Genomic DNA, 20028 nt, shown 5'->3' with positions numbered 1-20028 from the left:
GCTGGGACGTCGCACCGGCCGAAGGTGCGGCGAGCGTGCTGTCGATCGGCGGGCGCCCGGTCGACCTACCGGACGGCGCCGATCTCGCGAGGCTGCGCATCGAGGTCATCCTCGGCGCCCTGATCGACGGCCTGGGCATCGAGCCCGTCTTCGGCTCCGCCACGGTGATCGCACCAGCAGCGGGAGTGTGCGGGCCCGCTACGGCGGGACCCGTCGACGCCGTACGGATCGGGGATTCGTGGTCGGGGGACACGGTCGGCGTGCGACCGGTCGCCTGGTCGGCGCGCGTGATCACGGTCCAGCAGTCGCGGTGCTGGCTGGTGGTGGCCGACTTCGTCGGCGGATGGCCGGACGGGACAGCGATCACCGGTGATCTGGCCGTGTTGCCTGCGATGGTGTGTGCGGACACCGCCCGCGCGAGCCAGTTTCAGCTCGACCGGGGTCGAGGCCCCGACTGGCCCGAGGCCCTGCTGCTCGACACCCCCCGGGCCCGCGGGCGTCGGCTTCCGGTTCTGGCCATGTGCAGCGACGGACTGGTGGCGGCCCAGATCCTCGACCGGGCCCTGTCGAAGGCGGAGGCGGTGGGTCGGGCATGAGGATCGCCGTACTGGGGATGGGTGTCATCGGGAAGCGTCTGGTGGACGCCGTGACCGAGCATCCGGATCTCGAGCTGGTCGGTGTCGGCATCCGTCGGCTCACCGGTGGGGTGCTCGCCCGACCGGACGTGCCTTACTTCCTTACCGACGACGGGACACCGGAGCGGTTCAAGGGCACCGGAATCACGGTCGCCGGGTCGTGGAACGACGCGCTCGCGCAGGCCGACCTGGTCGTCGACGCCGGGCCCAGCCGCAGCGGCGCCGGGCGTGCGGCCAGCTATCGAGCGGCGCGGGTCGCGGTGCGGTACTGCGGGGGCGAGCGCGATCGCTCACTCGGGCCGGTCCTGCACCCGGCCCTGAACCGGGAGATCGGATTCGGATTACGAAGTGCCCGGCTGGCCAGCTGCAACACCACGGCGATCGGGCGGACGCTGGCCGCGATCGGCGTCGGCCACATCGCGCGCGCTCACGCCACGATCATTCGGTGTTGCACGGACACCGACAAGGCGGCCAAGGGCGTGACCAACAGCGCGGTCTTCGACGCCCGCCCCTCGCACCACGCCACGGACCTGCGAGAGATCATCCCGGAGATGTCGCTGTCGACCAACGCGGTGACCGTGCCGATGGTGTCCGGACATGTCATCCTGCTGCGTCTGCACCTGACCGACTGCGAACTCGACGCCGCGGTCTCACGGCTCGGCGCAGCCCAGGGTGTGACCCTCCTGACGGAGGGCACGCATGACAGCGCGCTCATCCGGGAGCGGGCGATGCGGAGCGGCATGCCCCGTGGCGACCGGTACGACATCGCCGTGCAGGCGTGCCGGGACGGCGACGCGCTCAGCCTCGCGGTCTCCCTGGACAATGAGGCCATCACCGTTCCGGAGACGATCGACGCGATCCTCGCCTACGCGGCCACGCCGGCGGTTGCGGCGTCGCTGAGCTGACCGCGGGGCGAGCATGGGAACGTGGCGCGACGCATCGGCCGATCGCGGGTACCGCGTCGGTAGAACGGCCGGCTCACGACAGGTGGCGAGCCGCGGCGGTCAGCTCGTCGAGGCCGGCCCGGCGATCCCGCAGATGCATCCGGACAACGGGCCGGCCACGGCGGGCGAGCGCGAGTCGGTCGCCCTCGGCCTGCGCGGCCTGAAGCCGGGCGAGTCCGAACGGTCGGCCGGGCACCCGCACATCGTCCTGCGCCGCAGCAGTGATTTGCAGAAAGGCGCCGGTGGGCGGGCCGCCCTTGTGGAGCTGACCGGTGGAGTGCAGGAACCGCGGGCCCCAGCCGAAGGTCACCGGCCGGCTCGTGCGTTCGCGCAGCCGCTGCGCCACCTCGGCGACGCGCTGGTCGCCGGACCGGTCCAGGAAGGCCATGACGGCCAGGTAGCCGGCGGGTTCCGAGATCGTGAGAAGCCACTCGAACACTTCTTCCAGGCGCTCACACAGAGCAGGGCCGGCGGCCTGGCCCGGGTTGAGGTGCACCTCCACGGCATCGGTCACGATCAGGGGAACATCACCGCCGTCGCGATGGTCGCCGGCCAGCACCGCCTGAGTGTTTGCTTTGGACTCCTCGACGTTCGGCTGATCGAACGGATTCACCCCGAGCCGGTACGACGCCACGGTCGTCGCGTATTCCCAGAGGAGGAACTGCGCGCCCAGCGGGGCGTCGACGACGATGTCGGCGGTGCCGCGCGGGTCGACGCCGAGGACCACCCGGACGGCATCCGCGGGCGCGGCGGTCCGGGCCGAGCCGATCACCGGCAGGATGCCCCGGCCGTCCTTGCCGGTCGACTCCGATACCAGCTGCTCGATCCAGTTCGGCAGTGCGCGTACCGCGGCGCCCTCCGCGCACAGGAGCACCTTGTCCCGCCCACGTTCGGCCGCCGCGGCCAGCGCCGCGCCGAGCAGCAGTCCTGGATTGTCCGCGTCGTTCGCCAGCGAGGGCCGGACGGCTGCGGCCGCCCGGACGACGGCGGCGATGTCCGCGCCGAGCAGACCGGGCGCCACCAGGCCGAACGGTCCCAGGGCGCTGAACCGACCACCCACCATCGGATCGCTCAGCACGCAGGCGTAGGCCTCGCGCATAGCGGTCGCGTGCAGACGGGATCCGGGGTCGGTGATCACCACGATGTGTCGTGCCGTCGCGGCCTTGCCCAGGTGCCGGTGCAGGTGGTCGACGAACACGCGGCCGAGGCTCTCCGACTCGACGGTCTCACCGCTCTTGCTGGCGAGCACCACGAGGAGACGTGCGGGATCCTCGGCCAACGCCGCCCGGACCTGGTGCGGATCGGTGGTGTCCAGCACGCGCAGTGGTTGCTCCGCGGCCACGGCGACCACCTCCGCGGCCAGCGACGAGCCACCCATGCCGAGCAGTACGACGTGGTCGAGCTCCGCGCGTTCGGCGGCGAGCTCGTGCACGACCGAGGCCAGGTCGGCGGAGGACGCGGCGAGGTCGAGCCATGTCGTGCGACGCACGATGTCGGCCGCCACGGCCTGGGGCCACATCGACAGCCTCCGTTCGCTGAGGCTGGTCGGTACCCGCTCGTCGACGAACTGGTCACGCAGGTGTCCAGCGACCTCGGCGAGGGGAACGTGCACACCGACCCGGGCACCACCTGCGACCGCCTCGATCACTCGGCGACCATCCTTCCGCTGAGGCCTCGATCGCGGCCGGTGAGTGATGCTGCGGGCGTGGACGACGGCGACGGGCTCGCCGGAGCGGGCCGGCCGTCATCGCAGCATAGCTTCATCGATGCGTCCTTTCCGGACCAGAGACGAAAACCTAGGCTCGTACGCAGTCGGCGCGGAGACCACGAGGTGATCGATCCCGCCGCCCGCACAGGGCCGTCGATGCAGTCCGACAACACTTCGGGGGTGTCCGTGGGAGCAGCTCAACCATTGCCGTACGACGTGTGGACGGGTACGACGGGCGACCGCCAGGTGCAGGTCCTCATGGACGACGCCACGCTCGGCCGGATCCGGATCGCGTTCAGTCCCCTTTGGGAGCTGGCCGCGAGTCTGGTCAGCCTCCGTCGTGGCCCCCATTACATGCGCTGGCCGTTCAGTGACTGGGCACGCGCCGCCTGGCAGCACTTCCCACCCGAACTGGCTGAGCTCTACGCCGTCACGGCGCCGCAGCTACCCGGCTTCATCGCCCCCATTCCCGATGGATCGGCCAACGCGCCGGTCGACGAGCTGGCCAGGTCCACGGCGACCGCGCCGGACGAGGTACGTGCCGAGATCGTCCGGCTCTTTCCCGACGAGGTCCCGGCCCCGCTGGTCCGCTTCGTCGCTGATCCGGACGGATCGCTGCGGTGGTACACCGACGAGGTGTCACGCTTCTGGGAGCACGCGCTGGCCTCGCGGTGGGGAGCCATCCGCTCCGTCCTCGACGAGGAGCTGCTGCTGCGTTCCCGGATGCTGGCCACTCGGGGTGGAGCCAGCCTGCTCGCTGATCTGCACGGCATCTTCACATGGAACCCGCCCCTGCTGGAGGTGCCCGGGACCCTGGGCGCCGTCCCGAGCCGGGACGCCTGTCCGGTGCTCGTGCCGATGATGTTCGCTCGCGGCCTGAGGATGTCGGCGACCGATTCTCGTGGCCGGATCGCGATTCCGTTCCAGGCCCGGGGCGCTTCGGTGCTTAGCGACAGCCCGGACCTGACCCGACGGCTGCGGGAGGACGCTCTCACCATGCTCATCGGCGGTGGGCGAGCCTCCATCATGCGTGCCGTGGTCGTGCCCTGCACGACGTCGGTGCTGTCCCGCCGGCTCGCGCTCGCGAAGAGCACCGTCTCGGAGCACCTGAAGACGCTGCACGCCTGCGGTCTGGTGCTCCGAAGGAGGGTCGGGGGGCAGGTCCTCTACGAACTCGACCAGGCCGGACGCTCGCTTCTCGACCTGCTGGACCTCTGCTAATCCCGGCCCTGACGCGCGCGGCACCCGGACGACGTGTTCGGCGTGGACCGAATCGCTGGTGGGGATTCGCGCGGCCGACTTAGGGTTTCGTCGTCCCCGAGACATCGAAGGGAGGAATACCATGAAGAAGTACCAGAAGCCGGCCGCCACCAAGGTGACCTACGGCACCGTCCTGCGCGACAACAAGTGATGTATCCGGCGCTGCGGCTACCAGGCCGCAGCGCCGGCACATCGTAGACCACGGAACGATGTGATTCGCGGGAAGAAGGGGTGCGACCATGTGTGGTCTCGGAGGGCTTGCGCGTGTTGACGGGTGCCCGCTGACGGACGCGGCGGATGCCGTTCTCAGCACAATCGCGACCACCATCGGGCACCGTGGTCCGGACGACCGCGAAGTCACTCGCGAAGGCCCTGTGGGCCTCGCGTTCACGAGACTGTCCCTGATCGATCCGGAGGGTGGCGCACAGCCCCTGGTCAGCCCCGACGGGTCGTTGGTCCTGATCGCCAACGGCGAGGTCTACAATCATCGTCAGCTCGCAGCCGGTCAGGAATTGCTGACGGGGTCCGACTGTGAGGTCCTCCTGGGTCAGTACGCCCGTCATGGCATTCGGTTCCTGGAAAATGTGCACGGCATGTTCGCCGTCGTGCTGTGGGACCGGCGGGCCAACAAGCTCATCCTGGCTCGGGACCGTTTCGGGATCAAGCCGCTCTATTACCACCGCACTGCGGAGCGAATCATCTTTTCCTCCGAGATCAAAGCCTTGTTCGCTGATCCAGGCACGCCGCGGAAGGTCGACTGGGGTCGAGCCCTCGTCCATCCGATGATGTCGTCCGCCCCGGTGCTGGTGCCGATGGAACAGACCACCTGGTTCCAGGAAATCCACAGCGTACCCGCCGCCACCGTGATGGAGATCGATCTCGGCACGGGCGCCACCACGGAACGGCGCTACTGGGACTTCCCCACGGCTGGCGAGGGCGAGGGCATGTCGGACCGGGAGCTCACCGAGCGATACGGTGCGCTGTTGGCGGAGTCCGTGGCGGACTGCGCAACGGCAGACGCCGAGCTCGGGCTGTTCCTGTCCGGCGGCATCGACTCGAGCGCCGTCGCGGCCCTGGCCGTGGGGCGGAGCACCTCGCTGCACACGTTCACCGCCCTGAGCGGCAGCACCCACCTCAACGGTGATGCGGCGAACGCCCGTCGTGTCGCCGACCATCTGGGACTACCGAACCACCAGGTGGTCTTCGACGCCGCCCGGGTGCCCTCCGTCGACGAATGGAAGCGACTTCTGTGGCTGCTCGAGACCCCGCTCTGCGGCGTCGAGCAGTTCTACAAGCATGAACTGCACCGGTATGCCAGAACCGAACGCCCCGAGCTGCGCGGGATGCTGTTGGGCGCGGCGTCGGACGAGTTCAACGGCGGCTACTCGGTGGACTACGGCCTGGGGGGCGACTGGCACTCGTTCGAGGGTTCGCTGGCGACGATGATGCGCAACGGTGCCATCTACCAACGGCCCGAACTCGCCCCTTGGTGGAGCCAGCTGGCGGAGCCTATCCTCCGGGACGATGTCGTCTTCAGGCTTGGCGCCACCACCCCTCCCGATCCCTACCAGGCATTCCTCGAACGCGAGTACGCCAAGATCCAGCAGTACAACTGCTGGCACGAGGACCGAACCGCTGCGGGCAGCGGCATCGAGGCGCGCGTCCCGTTCCTCGACCATCGCCTCGTGGAGCTGGTGGTCGGCGTTCCCGCGGCTCAGCGCAGCCGCCTACTGTGGGACAAGCGCATCCTCCGCGACGCCACCCGGCACCTGCTGCCGGCCTCGATCGTAAATCGACCGAAGGTTCCGTTCTATTACGGCGTCGGTGAGCAGCACACGTACCGGATGCTGGCCCGCATGTTGTCGCAGGACGGCGGCGCGCTGGTCGAGGAGGCACTCGCGGGTGGCGATGCTGCCGACCACCTCGACGCCGCCGGCGTGCGGCAGCTCATGCATCGGATCACGGAGCGACCCGAGAGTCAGGATGTCGAGCTCGCCCTGCAGGCGATCAACCTCGGGCTGCTCGCGTCGATGGCGGCGGAGGTGCCGGCGCCGATCGTTACGCGTCCGCTGGACATCAAGCTGAGCGCCATCGATGGGGTCGACCTCTCTCCGGAGAGCGGGCACGTCGCGGAGCACTTGGGGTACCGACCGGTGGTGCACGACAAGGCGGTGCTCGAATTCGGCCCGGAGGCCCTCCTGCTGCGCTCGATGGACGACGAGGACTGGTTCCTCATCCTGAACGGCGAGATCGAGTACGTCATCGACACCGAGAGCCCTGTCTGGCGTCGATTCCTGGCCGGCGTGGACGGCGTCCGGTCGGTCGAGGACCTGCTCGACCTCGCGGGCGGCTCCTGGACGGATGTCGAGTCGTTCGTCTACGAGGCCGTGGAGCACCGGATCCTGCGTGTAGCTGGAGCGACCGTCGATGGCTGAGGACTACTCCGACCATCTCCTGGCGCTGGTGGAGCATGACCTGCTGCCGTCTCGCTACGAGGCGGTCTTCGTCGCCGGGTCCGTGGTGCAGGGCTGGGGAAACACCGGTAGCGACATCGACATCTATGTGATCTGCGACGAGGCGCCGAGCGGGGTGGAGACCGCCCATCGGGTGGGCCTTCAGCCCGACGCGGTGGCCGTGTCCCGGCTCATGACGAACGACCAGAAGCTGGACATCGAATACTGGCAGGACGGTCAGGTCGATCAGCTCCTGGACAAGGTCTCCTGGAAGGAGTTCTACTCCGGCGACGTGTCGGGCGACCGACTCAGTTGGCCCGAGCTTCGCTTCCTCGAGCGGGTCGACCACGCCGTGCCGATCGCGGGCGCGAGCTGGCTGGAGCGTCGGCGCGAGCAGACCCGGTCGACGGCCATCCGGTCGCTCATGGTCTCCCGGGCGTTGAATTACACCACCCTGTTCATCGAGGACGCGATCGGCCAGCTCGAATCCGACGACGTGGAGAGCGCCGTGCTGTCTGCCCGCCTGGCGTTCGGATACGTCATCGACGCGCTCCTGGCCGGTGAGGGAAAGTACGGCCAGAGCGGTAAATGGCGCGCTCGCCGCTTCCGCGCGGTGGAACAGGACGTCATCTCGTTCGAGGACTACTGGGCCGTCGAGACGATGCAGGACTTTCAGCCGGACGAACCCACGATCTGGGTTCGGCGGGTCGTGGCGACCTGCCGTCAGATCGCCCGGCAGGTCGTGGTCTGAGTGACGACCGATTCCACGATGGACAGCAGCTGGGCGCGCAGGACGTTCGCCCCCCTGCGGGACCGGCGTTTCCGACTTTACTGGACCGGGCTCTCGGTGTCCCAGCTGGGCAATGCGGTGAGCGCGATCGCTCTCACCCTCGGGATCATCAGCGCGACCGGTTCCGCAGCCGATCTCGGTATCGTGCTCGGCGCCGCGGCGCTGGCCGAACTCTCGATGACCCTGATCGGTGGCGTGTGGGCCGACCGGCTGCCCCGCCAGAAGATCATGATGGTGGCTGACGCGCTGCGGGCCGTGGCGCAGGTGATCGTGGCGGTCGAGCTGTTCTCCGGCCGTCCGAACATCGCGCACATCGCGGTGGCGTCGGCGCTCGCCGGTGGCGCGCTGGGCGTGTATCTGCCTGCGGCCAGCGGCATTGTGCCGGCGACGGTGGATCGCGAATACCTGCAGCAGGCGAACGCTCTGGCGAGTCTGGCGAGACGTTCGGCCTTCATGCTGGGCCCCGTCATCGGGACGACCCTGGTCGTGACCGTCGGGGCCGGATGGGCCCTCCTGTTCGACGCGTTGACGTTCGCGGTCAACCTCAGCCTGCTGTCGCTGCTGCGCATCCCGCACGTTCCCCGGGAACCGTCGACGTTCGTCAGCGATCTGGTCCAGGGCTGGCGGGCCGTGAGTAGCCGCACCTGGCTGTGGGCCAACCTGATCGTGTACTGCATCTGGAACCTGATGCGATGCTTCTACTTCGTCGTGGGACCGATGGTCATCATCAGCGGTCACGGCGGTGAAGTGGGTTGGGCGACCATCGTCCAGGGCGGGGCGATCGGTGCTCTGGCGGGCGCGCTCATCGGCTTGAACATTCGACCGCGGCGACCGCTCGTGGTCAGCAATCTGGCGAACTCGCTCGGGGCGCTACCGCTGATCATGATCGCCGTCGGCGCACCCGTGCTGGTCGTCGCGGTGGCGGCGGGCCTCATGTCGCTCGTGCTGGGCCTTGGTTCCATCTGGAGCACGACGTTGCAGCAACACATCCCGTCGAGCGAGATTTCACGTGTCTTCTCCTACGACTGGATGGTCTCGGTAGCGCTCATCCCGGTGGGTATGGCCGTGGCGGGTCCGGTGGCGGAGGTCGTCGGCGAGCGGCCGAGCCTCCTGGGCGCCGGCGTGGCCATCCTCGTGGCCAGCTTCGGCGTCCTGGCGATTCGGCAGGTACGGGACTTGGGCCCACGTCCGGAGACCAAGGTCGGCCAGGACGTCGTGGTTGGTGGGCACTGACATGGCCGAGGCGGTGTCGTATGGCGGGGTTGCCAGCATGGAGGCGAGGATCGCCGAGATCGCGGCCGCGGTGCGGGACGAACCGGTGTATCGGAGCCCGTTCAACAGTTGGGATGCCAAGGCCAGCGTTCGCAACGGTCCCCGCCGGCTGCTCGGCGAGGACGTCGACGGCTCCCTGTTCTTCCCGCCGGAGCTCGTGCCGAGCGCGAGTCACCCTCTTGTCACCGCCCGGGGCCCGGAGGTGGCCTCCGCGCTGCTCGTACAGCGTCTTTATCAGTACCTGCACTTCACCACCGAATTGGAGTCGGTCGCGGTCATCCCGGTGACCTCCATGATCGCGCGCAACCGGAGCGGCCTCGTGCTGCCGGATCGCATGAAGGCCGACGCGTTCGCGATCACCACCGACGAGGCCTGGCACGCCCAGTTCTCGGACGATCTGACACATCAGATCGAGAGGGCGCTCGAGCTGCCCAGCATCGTCCCGGCGGATCCCTATTTCGTCACCAGGCTCGACGAAATCCGCCACGAGCTCGGCGCGCAGGCCGCGGGATACGTCGACCTGGCGTTCTCAATCGTCAGTGAGACCCTGATCTCCACCATCCTGGCGGACCTGCCCAGAGATACCAGGCTGCCGAGGGCGGTACGCGATCTCGTCCAGGACCACGCTCTCGACGAGGGACGGCACCATGCCTATTTCCGGAAGTTGTTGACCTACTTCTGGGGCGCCCTGGACCGCAGGGACCGACAGCTGATCGGGCCGTGGTTTCCAGAGCTGATCAGGACCTTTCTGGCCCCGGACAACGGCGCGGGACTGCGCATGCTGGTCGGCGTCGGCCTGACGACCGCGGAGGCGACAACGGTGATCATGGAAACCCATGATGCTGCAGAGACCAACCGGCGTATCGCGGCGGCTGCCATGTCGACGGTGCGCTACCTGACTGAGGTCGGTGCGTTGGACGATCAGCGGACGCGTGAGTCCTTTATGGAAGCAGGTATGCTGCCGTGACGCCACAGACATTCATTGGGGAGCGATGACCGTGCAGGTGGATCTGTCAAAGGGCCTTGCTGTCCTGCACGAGCGCGGATTGTTGCCGGATTCGCATCTCTGCGCTTTCGCCGCAGGCTCTTTGGCGCGTGGATGGGGTAACGCCACGAGTGACGTCGACCTTTACGTGATCATGCCCGATCAACCCTCGGCACTGGGTGCCAGTAGCGAGGCCGTCGACTTGGATGTCGCCGAGATGGGGGTTGACGCCCTTGTCGTGGACGGCGTGCAATGGGACTTGAAGTACTGGCGGACGAGCCAGATCCGCCAGATCATCGAGCGGTTCTCCTGGAGTCGTTACGAGGCCGGGGACACCGGCGGCGCCAACGTGGACATGCGGCAGCGTGACCTGATCGAAAGGCTGTTGCACGCACTGCCCATATCCGGTCAGGAGTGGTACGACCGGAACGTCTTGGAGCCACTGCGGGAGTCGGCGATGATTCCTATTCTCGTCACTCACGCGCTGCAGACGTCGGATACGTTCATCGAGGACGCGGTGGGGCAGATGGCCGCGGATGACGTACACAACGCTATTCTTGCGGTGCGGACGGCATTTGAGATGTCGATCGAAGCCCTGCTGACGGCACACGGCGAACCGGGGCGTAGGCCGAAGTGGCGTCCGAACCGCTTTCGCAACGCTGACCAGAGTGTGCTGACTTTCGACGAGTACTGGGCGATCGAGACGATGCGTGACCTCGACGAGCGTTCACCAAAGCCCTGGATCATCAGCGTGATACGCCTGTGTCAGCGGATCGCCATGGAGGTAAATATCAATGACGCGCCGCGTTGACGTGACGTCCGCAGTTCCCTCCGTGCGGCTTGACGCGCGTCTCCGCCGTGTCGGCGGTGAGCTGATCGTTGCCGGCCCGGACCATGAGAAGGCCCACGGCCGCGAGCCGCTGACCCTTTCGTACACTGCCGAGGTCATTTTCCGTGGCATCGACGGATCGCGCAGTCTGGACCGAATAAGTGATCTCGTGGCCGCGGATTTCGAGATCCCTGCCGAGGAGATCGTGGACGATGTCGTCGAGCTGATCGACGAGCTCGTGCATGCGGGGGTCGTGGAGTACTTGAGTTGATGAGGACGCCTTCGACTCCTATCTGGGGTCGAAGGCATCGACCAGTTTATTGATTCGGGCACGAACCTCTTCCTGTGGGGCCGTACCGTCCAATACGTGATAATTGACATCGCCCCACGGATGAGTGAGAAAGTTGTCGCGAACGGCACGCATCCGATCGAGATCGAGTTCCTCCCGCTTCTTGGAAGAGCCGTCGCGCATGATGATTCGCTCGATCGCCAGTTCCGGGGGCACGTCGAGGAAGATGGTGAGGTCTGGCGCGGGAAGATATTGATAGATCGTGGTCAACCATTCGACGGTCATCCCGCGAGCCATCATGTAGGCGAACCCGGTGTAGACGTACCGATCCGTGACCACCGCCTTTCCGGCGCGCAACGCGGGCTTCACCACCTCGCGCACGTGTCGATAGCGGTCGAAGGCTGCCAGCAGGCCGATCTCGGGCAGCACGGACTCATCATCCTGCTCCATGTCGAGGACCGTGCGCACCACGGGGTCCTGACGATATAGATCTGTCGGTTGCCGGGTCCGTACGACTTCTCCCCGTTCCGCGAGCTTGCTCTCCAGGAACCCCACCTGAGTTGTCTTGCCGCTGCCGTCGATGCCGCAGACGGCCACGAAGAATCCGAGATTCGACCAGGTCATGTTAGGCTCCTCGCCTATTCCGTACCGATGATCGCACTGCTTCAAAAGGGCTTTTCGGGTATCAAGAGAGCATTCTCTGAAGTGTAAGGATGCGAACAAAGGATGTCAATATAGGTCGAAGTGTCGACCTGTGGTGAGAATCACGCCATATCGACTACGATGGTTCCGGCAAGGCTGGGAAGGGCGGCGGTGCGGTCGACTCGATCGTCGGCGCTTCCGTAGGATCGGCCGCACCTCCATCGTGTCCGGCCTGCGGATGAGGAACGTGTACACGGCGAACCTGAAGGTGCCGCTGCGCGGTCTCCAAGCGCACCGGCGCGTCGACGAGCGGTAGCGACAGCCCGGAGGCCGAGCATTGGAGCAGGAAGACGTGACCGAGAGCGTCCCGAGGGTCGGTACCGTGCTACCCGGCCTATCCTTGCGGGCAACCAGCGGCGGCCGGCTGGCCATCGACCGGGCGCCGAACGGCAGTCGCTACCTCGTGCTGTATGGCTATCCCAGGATCAGTTCGCCGGACGTCCAGATGCCCGAGTCCTGGGCCACGATCCCCGGTGCCGTCGGCTGCACCGCCGAGTCCTGTCGATTTCGCGACCTCGACCGCGACTTCGCCGCGTTGGACGCGGAGATCATCGGCGTCTCGACCCAGTCCCGGGAGGAGCAGCAGGCGGCCGTGGCGCGGCTTGGTCTGCCGTTTCCGTTGGTGAGTGACGAGGATCTGGAATTCACCCGGGCCCTGCGTCTACCCACCTTCACCGTGGCCGGAAGTACCATGCTCCGCCGGCAGACCCTGGTCGTTGAGGAGGGCAGGATCGCGCAGGTGTTCCACCCTATCGAGGACCCGGGCAGTCACCCGCATGACGTACTGCAGTGGATCCGGGGTCGATGACGCCAACGACGACTCATCTCTTCGTGCCCCGCCGTCAGCCGGGCCGGCATTGCTGCCGTCTTCCGGCTTCCCGGCCCGAGTCCGCCGGCGCGGCGCTGCCCGGCTGACGGCCGGCTCCACCGCGCCGTGGTGGCGCTCATCCTGGGGCTGACGGCGCTGGCCGGGCCACTCTTCGACCTCAGCACCGACGCCGCCGACATCTCCTGCGCCGTGCCCCGCGTGTCGAGGCCGCGTTTCCGGGTGTACGCAGTGAGCAGCCACCTGAACGCGCCGCTGACCCGCCGCGTCCGGTGGCGTTTCGGCAGGTGGATCCAGCCGGTCCCGCGGGCCCGGATCCCGGCGCGCTTCCTGCGTAGCCTGGTGGTCGCGCCCGCGCAGGTCACCTGCCTGGCGGTCCGGTTGGGGCACGTCCCGCGCGGGCCGGTCATTGCGGTGCGGCTACGGGTCAACACCGATCCCAACCCCACCCTCACGCCGAGGCGCTGTCCCTAACCCGCTCGATCATCCTGTCGATCCGCCCGCTTCTTCGAGCGGTGCAACTTTCCGGGTGGGCGGTTCCGTTCTACCTCCGTCACGAGGAGGCAGTGGACTTGATAGCCGAAGACGAGCAAGCATTCCGCGAGTTCGTGACGTCAGAAATGGCGTCACTGCGCAAGCTGGCGTACGTGACCTGCGGTGACTGGCACGCGGCGGAGGACGCCGTGGCCAATGCTCTGGTCAAGCTCTATCCCCGCTGGCGGAAGCTGGACCGGCCCGATCTCTACGTCAAGACCATGGTCTACCGGGCTGCGGTCGACGAGACCCGTCGGCCGTGGCGGCGCGAGCGGTCGGCCGGTGACGCCATGCCGGACATCGCGCTGCGCGACCCCGCCGGTGCGACCGACGAGCGGATGCGCCTGCGGGCGGCGCTCGACTCGGTGCCACCCCGGCAGCGAGCCGCAGTCGTGCTCCGGCACTACCTGGATCTGAGCCTCGAGGACACCGCCAGCGTCCTGAACTGCACGGTGGGCACGGCCAAGAGTCAGGTGTCCCGTGGCCTGGCGAAGCTTCGCGAGTCACTCGGCGACGACCGCGCCAATCTCAACAGACCATCGACAAAGGAGTGGACCCATGCGGTTGCATGATCTCGTGGACGCGGTAACTGGCGATGAGCCGCCGATGTCCCGCACCGTCGACGACATCATCACGGCAGGGCGGCGGGCGCAGCGCCGCCGTCGGGCCGGATTCGCGTCAGCCGGCGCGGCGGGCCTCGTCGTGGCCGTGGTCGCCGGTGCGTTCGTGGTACCGACCCTGGGTGCGCAGCAGAGCCCCCCGGCCGCGCCGTTCGTGGCCGGCGCGGCGGCGTCCAAGCCGGCCGGGGCCGAGTGGCCCGACCCCGCGTCGTTCACCTTCACCTTCACCGGGTACGACGCCGGCACGCTGCACGTGCAGGACCCGATTGTCGCGTCCACCGCGTACCAGATCGCTCCCGTCTACTCCGACGGCCACACCTCGAACGACAAGCCCATGACCGCCCAGGAGGTGGAGGGACAGGGCGACGCATTCGAGCGGAACAGGAAAAAGGCTGCCGCCGGGAAGCCGTCCCTCTGGGCCTACCTGACCGTCTACCGGCCCGGTGCCTTCGACCCGGCCAGGATCAAGGACGGCGCGAACGTCACCGTGGCCGGTCGCAGGGCTGTGCAGGCGACGCTGCCGGTCGGCCTTGACCCGCAGCGCCCGGTGGATGGCGGCAACAAGCTCTTCGCCTGGGAGTACGCCGACAACGCCTGGGCTGCTGTCACGTCGTACTCCGGCGACAAGGCCACGCCGAGCTTCGAGGAGCTGGGCGGCCTGGTCGAAGGCCTGAAGCCCAGCAGGCCGACGCCGGCCCTGTTGCCCTTCACGGTGGGCTACCTGCCGGACGGTTACGTGCCGTTGCAGATCGGCACCCACGCCACGGCGGGCCTCGGTGGCATTGCCGCGGCCCGCGCCGGCGACTACGGCGGCGCGACGTACACCAGGTCCGCCGCGCCCGCCACTGGACTGACCGCACCGTACGAGGCGACCGAGGGTGGCCTCAGAGACGGATTCCACATCTCCGTAATCCCGAGTAGCAGCGCGAACCAGACGCCGGAGCCCGGTGAGACCAAGTGCTACGACGTACCCGACCGGCCTGGGTGGGACGGCCCGCAGGTCGACATCTGGTGCCAGTTCCGGAGCGCCGACGGCGCAGTTGTAGTCGAGGTCAGCCCCGATAGGGCCGGTAACACGCCGCCGCGGGTCGAACTGGAGAAGATCGCCGAGGGAATCACGGTCGCCGACGTCACCGACGAGTCGACCTGGACTCCGGCCGCGACCGCCCTGCGGCCGTGACGGCCAGCGCCGGCACCACGACGGTGCTGTTCGGCAGGGCCGCTTCAGCGGCTCCTGCCGCAAAGAATGAGGGCTTGGAATGAAACGGAGAGCAAAGGCCGGTCTGATTGCCACGGCGACAGCGGCTCTGTGCGTGGCGGTGGTGCCTCTCGCCGAGGCGAACACCACGCCGAAGTCCGACGCGGTGCCGGTCGGACTGGCGGAGTTCTACGGGCAGCGTCCTGAGTGGGGACCCTGCCCCCGTCCGCCGGTGCCACCGAGGCGGTCACCGGCTGCTTCGCCGTCCGCGCTTCCCCGTGCCGAGAGCGCGTCCCCGGTGGTGGAATGCACGACTGTGCGGGTGCCGTTGGACTACCGGCGGCCGGACGGTCCCCGGGAGACCGTCGAGCTCTCCCGGCGCCTGGCGAGCGATCAGCCGAACCGGCTCGGCGTACTGGTCGAGGTCCCCGGCGGGCCGGGCGGGCAGGGAATCTACGCGTCGGAGGATCCGGCGTACGAGGCGCTGTCGGCGCGATACGACATCATCGGTTACAACCCGCGCGGCGTCGGGCAGTCGCAGCCTCTGCTGTGCGAGGGCACGAGCGTGCAGTTGTCCGGCAGGACTCGCTTCACCGACGCGCAGATGCGGGCGTACACCGAGGAGTTCCGCAGGCGTGATCAGCAATGCGAACGCGCGGACGGTGCCCGGCGTCCCTACTTCACCACCGCCAACAACGCCAGAGATCTCGACATCGTCCGCGCGGCCCTGGGTGAGCGTCAGCTGAACCTGATGGGGAAGTCCTACGGCACGTACGTGACGGCCGTCTACGGCACGCTTTTTCCGAAGCGACTGAACCGCAACGTCCTGGACTCCGCGATCCACCCGCAATGGATATGGCGGGAGGCGTGGAAGCAACAGGCAATCGCCCAACGCAGGACCGCCGACGCCTGGATGACGTGGGTGGCCGAGCGCAACGGAATCTACGGGCTGGGCACCACCCGGTCGCAGGTGCGCACCACGATCGAACGGACCCGGGCGAAGCTGGAGCAACACCCGATCGACCAGGGTGATTTCGTGTACGACGGCACCGAGTTCGACGGCCTCATCGGGGCCACCAACGAGGTGGCGTACTGGGACTTCTTCGCAGCGACGGCGAGCCGGCTGCGTCAGCAGGTCGAGACGTCCTCGGACGTGCCGGGTGACCTGGGCCGGGCGTTGGCTCTTCAGCAGGAGATCCAGGCCGACCCGCCGCCGACCAGCAACGGCGTCTGGGAGGCAGTCAACTGTGAGGCCGAATGGCCCGCCGACCTCGAGGTGTACTACGCGGACATGCGCTACTTCTCCGAGCACTTTCCCTACGGCTGGGGTGCGTCGGCGGTTTCTCCGCGTGAGTGCACCTTCGGCTCGGTGGAGCGTGTCGAGCCGCTGGTGAAGCTGCGCCGCAGCGGCTACCCGACAGGGCTGGTCGTGCAGGAGGAGTTCGACCCGCAAACACCGTACGAGGGCGGCCGGGCGATGGCGGACCTGCTCGGGCACCGGCTCCTCAGCGTTCCGCGCGACGGCTACCACGTCGTCCACGGCACCAACGCCTGCGTCGACGCCGCCATCGACGACTACCTACTGAACGGAAGGCTGCCGAAACGGGGAGCGGAGTGCGAGGGAACGCCGATCCCCGAGGTTCCGACGGATGGTTCGGCGCGGGTGGGCGAGGACGACCGCCCGTCCCTCGACGAGCAGACGAATCTCCTGTCCGGCCGGATCTCTCGTCCGCTTCAGGCTGGTGGTCGTGAGCCCTCCTGATGTCGACGCATGAGGGCTTGACATCCGCGCCGATTGGCCGAACGCCTCCGCAGTCTGCAGATTCCTTGGTACGTCGTGGCTGGCTAGGCGGTGGATCCCTGCCACGACGCGCAGACCTGCGGGCACGGCGACCTCCAGGTCGCCGTGCCCGCAGCGAACTTTGTGCCCGCGCCGCGGTAGATGTAGCCGGAGTACCTGTGCTGGATGATCACCTTGAGGCGGGTGTGGACCCGCTGTCCCCGCTGGCCTTGGCTTTCGATCTGCGGCACGGGATGGGTTCGATACGCGGTCATTTGATGTTCGATCTGCCGGCCGCGCGGGCGAGCCGGTTCGTGGAAGGGGTTCCATCGCTACGCCGCGTCGCTGCGGGTCGTGGCGAGTTCGGGAAAGGCGTCCTCCCAGCGCTGGCGGAGCTAAGGCGGCAGCCAGAGGCTGGGCCAGAGTCGCCGGAGGAGGTCAGCATCGAGCCACGTGTTCAGGTCCTCGACCGTGCTGGCTTCGGTGAGGACCACCTTGTACATGCTGGACAGGCGCGCGGTCCCTGGACCAGTCGAGGTGATGCGGGAGCGTCACCGTGCCGTCGGTCGGGCCGTGCAGCGCGGCGAGGGTTTCGGCAACCACATAGGGCTTCCGATCCCCGTAGGGCCGGTAGTCCGCCGGCGGTGCCGGGGTGATGTCCTGCGCCGGCTGATGTTGGCCGCCTGCCGGACCCCCGGTCGGAGTGCCTGCCGGATCGTCTCCCGGCTGTACCCGGTGACCCGCTGCAGATCCGCCGGCCGCCACCCGGCCGCGTGAAGCGCCCGCAACTGCTCGTCCCGCTCGGTCGACGCAGCCGCCCGCGTCGCCTCGTACCTGGTGACGACCGCCTGCAGCCCATCCTCTGAGAACCGGTCCACGCCGATGATGTGCGCGGTGTGTGCTCTCCAGCCGATGCCAACCCGGGTGAACCGGTGCCAACGCGGGTCACTCTGGGCGACCGCCGGTCGCAAACCGGGTCCGTGCGCTCGGGGTGTGCTCCTGGGCTGGGCGAACAGGGGTACGGGTGACGTGGGTGAACGCCTGCCACTCCCTGCCACCCCAGGTGAACCCTCAGGTCGCTAGACTGGTCCCTCGCGCCCTCGTAGCTCAGGGGATAGAGCATCGGTTTCCTAAACCGTGTGTCGCAGGTTCGAATCCTGCCGGGGGCACCTCGATACGCAGCAGGAACGTCGCCTGAGCTGGCAATCCGCACGCCGTTCAATTAGAACAGGTGTGCAAGCGTAGGTCACCGGAAGCCGCCGTTTGTCGTAGGTCGCGGAACAGGTGCGGAATGACCTTGAAGTCATCTGCCCAGGTCAGCCGACGTGATCGGGGAAAGATCCGGAACGACGGCGCTCATACGGGCCACGTCACGCCGGTCAGAGCCTCAGCGATCCGGTCGTTGACGGTGACCTCCGCGCCGTCGATGCACGTGGCGTAGACCTTCAGCAGCACGTCAACGGAGTGTCCGGCCCGCTCCGCTACCTCGGTCGCCGGCACGCCAGCGTTGAGCCACAGCGACACGGCAGCGTGTCGCAGGTCATACGGGCGACCAGCGAGCGGAGAGTCAACCTGACGCGGGTCAACGCCAATCGACGCGCCTTCACCCAGACGCGGGAGTACGTCGAGGCCGCAACCACGTTGCCCCGCTCGCTCTGGAACAGCCGGCCGTCCTTGGCGACCATGCTCACTGGCAATCGTTGACGCGTGTGTCCTAAGCTCGCGGGAACGGAGCACTAGGCTGCTGGGAAGTTCATGTGCACGTGCTCGACGACCCCGAAGGTCTGTCACCGAGAGCTCAGGCGTTCCTGTGCCGTGCCGGGACCCGGCAGCCGGAGCAGCCTCGACTGCTGACCGACTTTGTGCAAGTGCCGGCCCGGTCGGGATGGCTGATTGCGGCGCCCCTTGAGTTGACCGTCAGGCGGGAAGGCTTCGCCGCCCGCTTCGGCGGGTTGCGCTACGACGTTCGCCGCAGCGTCCGCATCGGCGACGAGCGCCGCGACACCCTCCGCTGCTGGCAATTCGACCTGCTCGACATGGTTCGGGCAGAGAGCATGGGGTGGTCATTTGCGTGGTACGGCGAGCGCGTGTCGTCACCCGTGCTCTACCTGGCGCACACTGACGGCCGATTCGGGGTGAGCGTGGGCGGTCCCTTCCTGGAGGTCTGTCCCTCGATCAATCACCTGATCGAGGGACACGCGCTCATGGACGAGCTGCACGACTGGGAGCCTGTGCCACCCAGCTCGCTGGAGGCGTGGGTCCCCAACGACATCACCAATGCACACCTTGGCGAGATCCTCGCCGCACTGCCACCCGTCCCTGAGGCATCGGGACCACATGATCAATGGTGGTGCTCCGACCATCTCGCAATCCGCCTGTTCCACGGATGGACCGATCGTCAACCGCGACCCACCGGCGTCATGATCTGGAGCCGGAACGGCCAGATCTGATGAGTCGGCGACAGCACTCGCTTGGTTCAACGGCATACTGCCGCCAACCTCGTCTGCCTCACCGCCGTTGACCGCACGCCTCTGGTGGGCCGTCGAGTCCGCCCAGCGACCGGCTGACTAGTAACTCTGTGTAACAGCGGCAGTCCGCCGCGCGGGAACCTGTAAGTAGTCGAGTGGAGCCGATGTGTCACGCATCAAGTGGAGCCCGACATCGGACTGCCGGTGTGCCGAGTCCCACCTCATGCTTGACGGATCCGTCCCAGCACATGCGCGACAGTCGGCCTTGGTTGCTCAGTTGCCCTGGTTGCTGTCAGTGCCCACCGCGCGGTCGCGCACCTACGCTTCTGGCCAGTCGGACACGATGACCAACGGGACTGAGTCCGGCGACCGGAAGTCGTCGCCAGGAAGGTACTCGATGTGCTGATGCCGGTGGACTGTCCGGTCATCGGCGGTCTCGGCTTGCTCAGCCACACCATCGAGCGCGTCCCAGATGATGTCGAGATACTCACGCCCGCCGGAGAAATGCACCGTTGTCCCGCCTTGCAGACTGACAAGCAGCGGACCCGCGGTCGCCTCTTGACTGACGGCCCCGTCGGTGACCGCCACCTCAAAGGGCTCAGCATGATGGCGTAGCAGGCGGCTGAGGGCGCGGAGCGCAGCCGGCGGACCGGCAAGCTCCAGCTCGTCATCGCTGACGGAGAGACGGCAGCGTTGGTGATCATCCATCGGCGCATTGTGTCTCACCGCGCGGCC

General features: G+C 67.7%; 19 protein-coding genes, 1 tRNA gene and 1 pseudogene. 16 read left to right on the top strand and 5 right to left on the bottom strand.

The genetic code is table 11. The features are described 5' to 3' along the window. Window positions 1–35 precede the first annotated feature (35 nt). Entirely contained in the window at window positions 36–596 is a 561-nt protein-coding gene (locus IRY44_RS02170; protein WP_194798773.1) for a hypothetical protein, read from the top strand. Then, entirely contained in the window at window positions 593–1540 is a 948-nt protein-coding gene (locus IRY44_RS02165; protein WP_194798772.1) for a type II glyceraldehyde-3-phosphate dehydrogenase, read from the top strand. The genes IRY44_RS02170 and IRY44_RS02165 overlap by 4 nt, the downstream gene beginning before the upstream one ends. 73 nt (window positions 1541–1613) lie before the next feature. Here IRY44_RS02165 and IRY44_RS02160 read toward each other — a convergent pair whose 3' ends face one another. Continuing rightward, window positions 1614–2897 carry a glucose-6-phosphate isomerase gene (locus IRY44_RS02160; RefSeq protein ID WP_370584822.1) on the bottom strand — a complete coding sequence of 428 codons (1284 nt, stop codon included), beginning with the start codon at window positions 2895–2897 and terminating at the stop codon, window positions 1614–1616. Window positions 2898–2972: 75 nt separating this feature from the next. Between IRY44_RS02160 and IRY44_RS31215 the strand changes: the two genes are divergently transcribed. The 7 genes from IRY44_RS31215 to IRY44_RS02125 all read left to right on the top strand — a co-directional run bounded on the left by IRY44_RS31215 (window position 2973) and on the right by IRY44_RS02125 (window position 11147). Next, window positions 2973–4508 (top strand): ArsR/SmtB family transcription factor, encoded by a 1536-nt coding sequence (locus IRY44_RS31215; RefSeq protein ID WP_370584821.1) that lies wholly within the window; start codon window positions 2973–2975, stop codon window positions 4506–4508. Between the two features lie 278 nt (window positions 4509–4786). Next, window positions 4787–6982, top strand: coding sequence for an asparagine synthase (glutamine-hydrolyzing) (asnB, locus tag IRY44_RS02150; protein ID WP_194798770.1), 2196 nt, complete (start codon window positions 4787–4789; stop codon window positions 6980–6982). Next, window positions 6975–7751, top strand: a complete 777-nt coding sequence (locus IRY44_RS02145; RefSeq protein ID WP_194798769.1) for a hypothetical protein — start codon at window positions 6975–6977, stop codon at window positions 7749–7751. The genes asnB and IRY44_RS02145 overlap by 8 nt, the downstream gene beginning before the upstream one ends. A gap of 18 nt (window positions 7752–7769) precedes the next feature. Further along, on the top strand, window positions 7770–9023 hold the full coding sequence (locus tag IRY44_RS02140) for an MFS transporter (protein WP_194798768.1): 1254 nt from the start codon (window positions 7770–7772) through the stop codon (window positions 9021–9023). A gap of 1 nt (window position 9024) precedes the next feature. Next, on the top strand, window positions 9025–10029 hold the full coding sequence (locus IRY44_RS02135) for a diiron oxygenase (protein ID WP_194798767.1): 1005 nt from the start codon (window positions 9025–9027) through the stop codon (window positions 10027–10029). A gap of 25 nt (window positions 10030–10054) precedes the next feature. After that, window positions 10055–10858 carry a nucleotidyltransferase domain-containing protein gene (locus IRY44_RS02130; RefSeq protein ID WP_194798766.1) on the top strand — a complete coding sequence of 268 codons (804 nt, stop codon included), beginning with the start codon at window positions 10055–10057 and terminating at the stop codon, window positions 10856–10858. Further along, window positions 10842–11147 (top strand): PqqD family protein, encoded by a 306-nt coding sequence (locus IRY44_RS02125; protein ID WP_194798765.1) that lies wholly within the window; start codon window positions 10842–10844, stop codon window positions 11145–11147. Before IRY44_RS02130 ends, IRY44_RS02125 begins: the two co-directional genes overlap by 17 nt. Window positions 11148–11165: 18 nt before the next feature. Here the strand turns inward: IRY44_RS02125 and tmk are convergent, their stop codons facing one another. Next, window positions 11166–11789, bottom strand: coding sequence for a dTMP kinase (gene tmk / locus IRY44_RS02120; RefSeq protein ID WP_194798764.1), 624 nt, complete (start codon window positions 11787–11789; stop codon window positions 11166–11168). Between the two features lie 370 nt (window positions 11790–12159). Between tmk and IRY44_RS02115 the strand changes: the two genes are divergently transcribed. The 5 genes from IRY44_RS02115 (at window position 12160) to IRY44_RS02095 (ending at window position 16807) form a co-directional block, all read left to right on the top strand. Beyond that, window positions 12160–12675 carry a peroxiredoxin gene (locus IRY44_RS02115; protein ID WP_194798763.1) on the top strand — a complete coding sequence of 172 codons (516 nt, stop codon included), beginning with the start codon at window positions 12160–12162 and terminating at the stop codon, window positions 12673–12675. 129 nt (window positions 12676–12804) lie between these two features. Continuing rightward, window positions 12805–13167, top strand: a complete 363-nt coding sequence (locus tag IRY44_RS02110) for a hypothetical protein (RefSeq protein WP_194798762.1) — start codon at window positions 12805–12807, stop codon at window positions 13165–13167. Window positions 13168–13208: 41 nt separating this feature from the next. Continuing rightward, on the top strand, window positions 13209–13799 hold the full coding sequence (locus IRY44_RS02105; RefSeq protein WP_370584819.1) for a SigE family RNA polymerase sigma factor: 591 nt from the start codon (window positions 13209–13211) through the stop codon (window positions 13797–13799). A 34-nt stretch (window positions 13800–13833) separates the two neighbouring features. Continuing rightward, window positions 13834–15027: a hypothetical protein gene (locus IRY44_RS02100; RefSeq protein WP_228531250.1), complete on the top strand. Its 1194-nt coding sequence runs from the start codon at window positions 13834–13836 to the stop codon at window positions 15025–15027. Window positions 15028–15367: 340 nt separating this feature from the next. After that, window positions 15368–16807: an alpha/beta hydrolase gene (locus tag IRY44_RS02095; RefSeq protein WP_194798760.1), complete on the top strand. Its 1440-nt coding sequence runs from the start codon at window positions 15368–15370 to the stop codon at window positions 16805–16807. 350 nt (window positions 16808–17157) lie between these two features. Here IRY44_RS02095 and IRY44_RS31210 read toward each other — a convergent pair. After that, a pseudogene (locus tag IRY44_RS31210) lies at window positions 17158–17703 on the bottom strand (hypothetical protein). Window positions 17704–17921: 218 nt separating this feature from the next. Here IRY44_RS31210 and IRY44_RS02090 point away from each other — a divergent pair. Continuing rightward, a tRNA-Arg gene (locus IRY44_RS02090) sits at window positions 17922–17994 on the top strand. A 187-nt stretch (window positions 17995–18181) separates the two neighbouring features. On the opposite strand, the gene IRY44_RS30570 is transcribed toward IRY44_RS02090, so the two are convergent. Beyond that, a complete protein-coding gene (locus IRY44_RS30570) occupies window positions 18182–18349 on the bottom strand; it encodes a hypothetical protein (RefSeq protein ID WP_228531249.1) in 168 nt (55 codons plus the stop codon). Between the two features lie 233 nt (window positions 18350–18582). Between IRY44_RS30570 and IRY44_RS02080 the strand changes: the two genes are divergently transcribed. After that, the gene (locus IRY44_RS02080; RefSeq protein ID WP_194798759.1) at window positions 18583–19275 is read left to right on the top strand and encodes a hypothetical protein; all 693 of its coding nucleotides are present in this window, start codon (window positions 18583–18585) and stop codon (window positions 19273–19275) included. A 336-nt stretch (window positions 19276–19611) separates the two neighbouring features. On the opposite strand, the gene IRY44_RS02075 is transcribed toward IRY44_RS02080, so the two are convergent. After that, window positions 19612–20001, bottom strand: coding sequence for a hypothetical protein (locus IRY44_RS02075; RefSeq protein ID WP_194798758.1), 390 nt, complete (start codon window positions 19999–20001; stop codon window positions 19612–19614). Between the last annotated feature and the right edge of the window lie 27 nt (window positions 20002–20028).

This window comes from Micromonospora sp. ANENR4, from assembly GCF_015354395.1.
Taxonomy (GTDB): domain Bacteria; phylum Actinomycetota; class Actinomycetes; order Mycobacteriales; family Micromonosporaceae; genus Micromonospora; species Micromonospora aurantiaca.
The sequence above is the reverse complement of the archived record's forward strand: the minus strand, read 5'-3'. Positions and strand labels throughout refer to the sequence as shown.

What these genes read in the sequence shown, in the direction of transcription:
- IRY44_RS02165 (WP_194798772.1), top strand. Translation starts at nt 593, where the DNA reads ATGAGGATCGCCGTACTGGGGATGGGTGTCATCGGGAAGCGTCTGGTG.
- asnB (WP_194798770.1), top strand. Translation starts at nt 4,787, where the DNA reads ATGTGTGGTCTCGGAGGGCTTGCGCGTGTTGACGGGTGCCCGCTGACG.
- IRY44_RS02145 (WP_194798769.1), top strand. Translation starts at nt 6,975, where the DNA reads ATGGCTGAGGACTACTCCGACCATCTCCTGGCGCTGGTGGAGCATGAC.
- IRY44_RS02140 (WP_194798768.1), top strand. Translation starts at nt 7,770, where the DNA reads ATGGACAGCAGCTGGGCGCGCAGGACGTTCGCCCCCCTGCGGGACCGG.
- IRY44_RS02135 (WP_194798767.1), top strand. Translation starts at nt 9,025, where the DNA reads ATGGCCGAGGCGGTGTCGTATGGCGGGGTTGCCAGCATGGAGGCGAGG.
- IRY44_RS02130 (WP_194798766.1), top strand. Translation starts at nt 10,055, where the DNA reads ATGACCGTGCAGGTGGATCTGTCAAAGGGCCTTGCTGTCCTGCACGAG.
- IRY44_RS02125 (WP_194798765.1), top strand. Translation starts at nt 10,842, where the DNA reads ATGACGCGCCGCGTTGACGTGACGTCCGCAGTTCCCTCCGTGCGGCTT.
- tmk (WP_194798764.1), bottom strand. Translation starts at nt 11,789, where the DNA reads ATGACCTGGTCGAATCTCGGATTCTTCGTGGCCGTCTGCGGCATCGAC.
- IRY44_RS02100 (WP_228531250.1), top strand. Translation starts at nt 13,834, where the DNA reads ATGTCCCGCACCGTCGACGACATCATCACGGCAGGGCGGCGGGCGCAG.
- IRY44_RS02075 (WP_194798758.1), bottom strand. Translation starts at nt 20,001, where the DNA reads ATGGATGATCACCAACGCTGCCGTCTCTCCGTCAGCGATGACGAGCTG.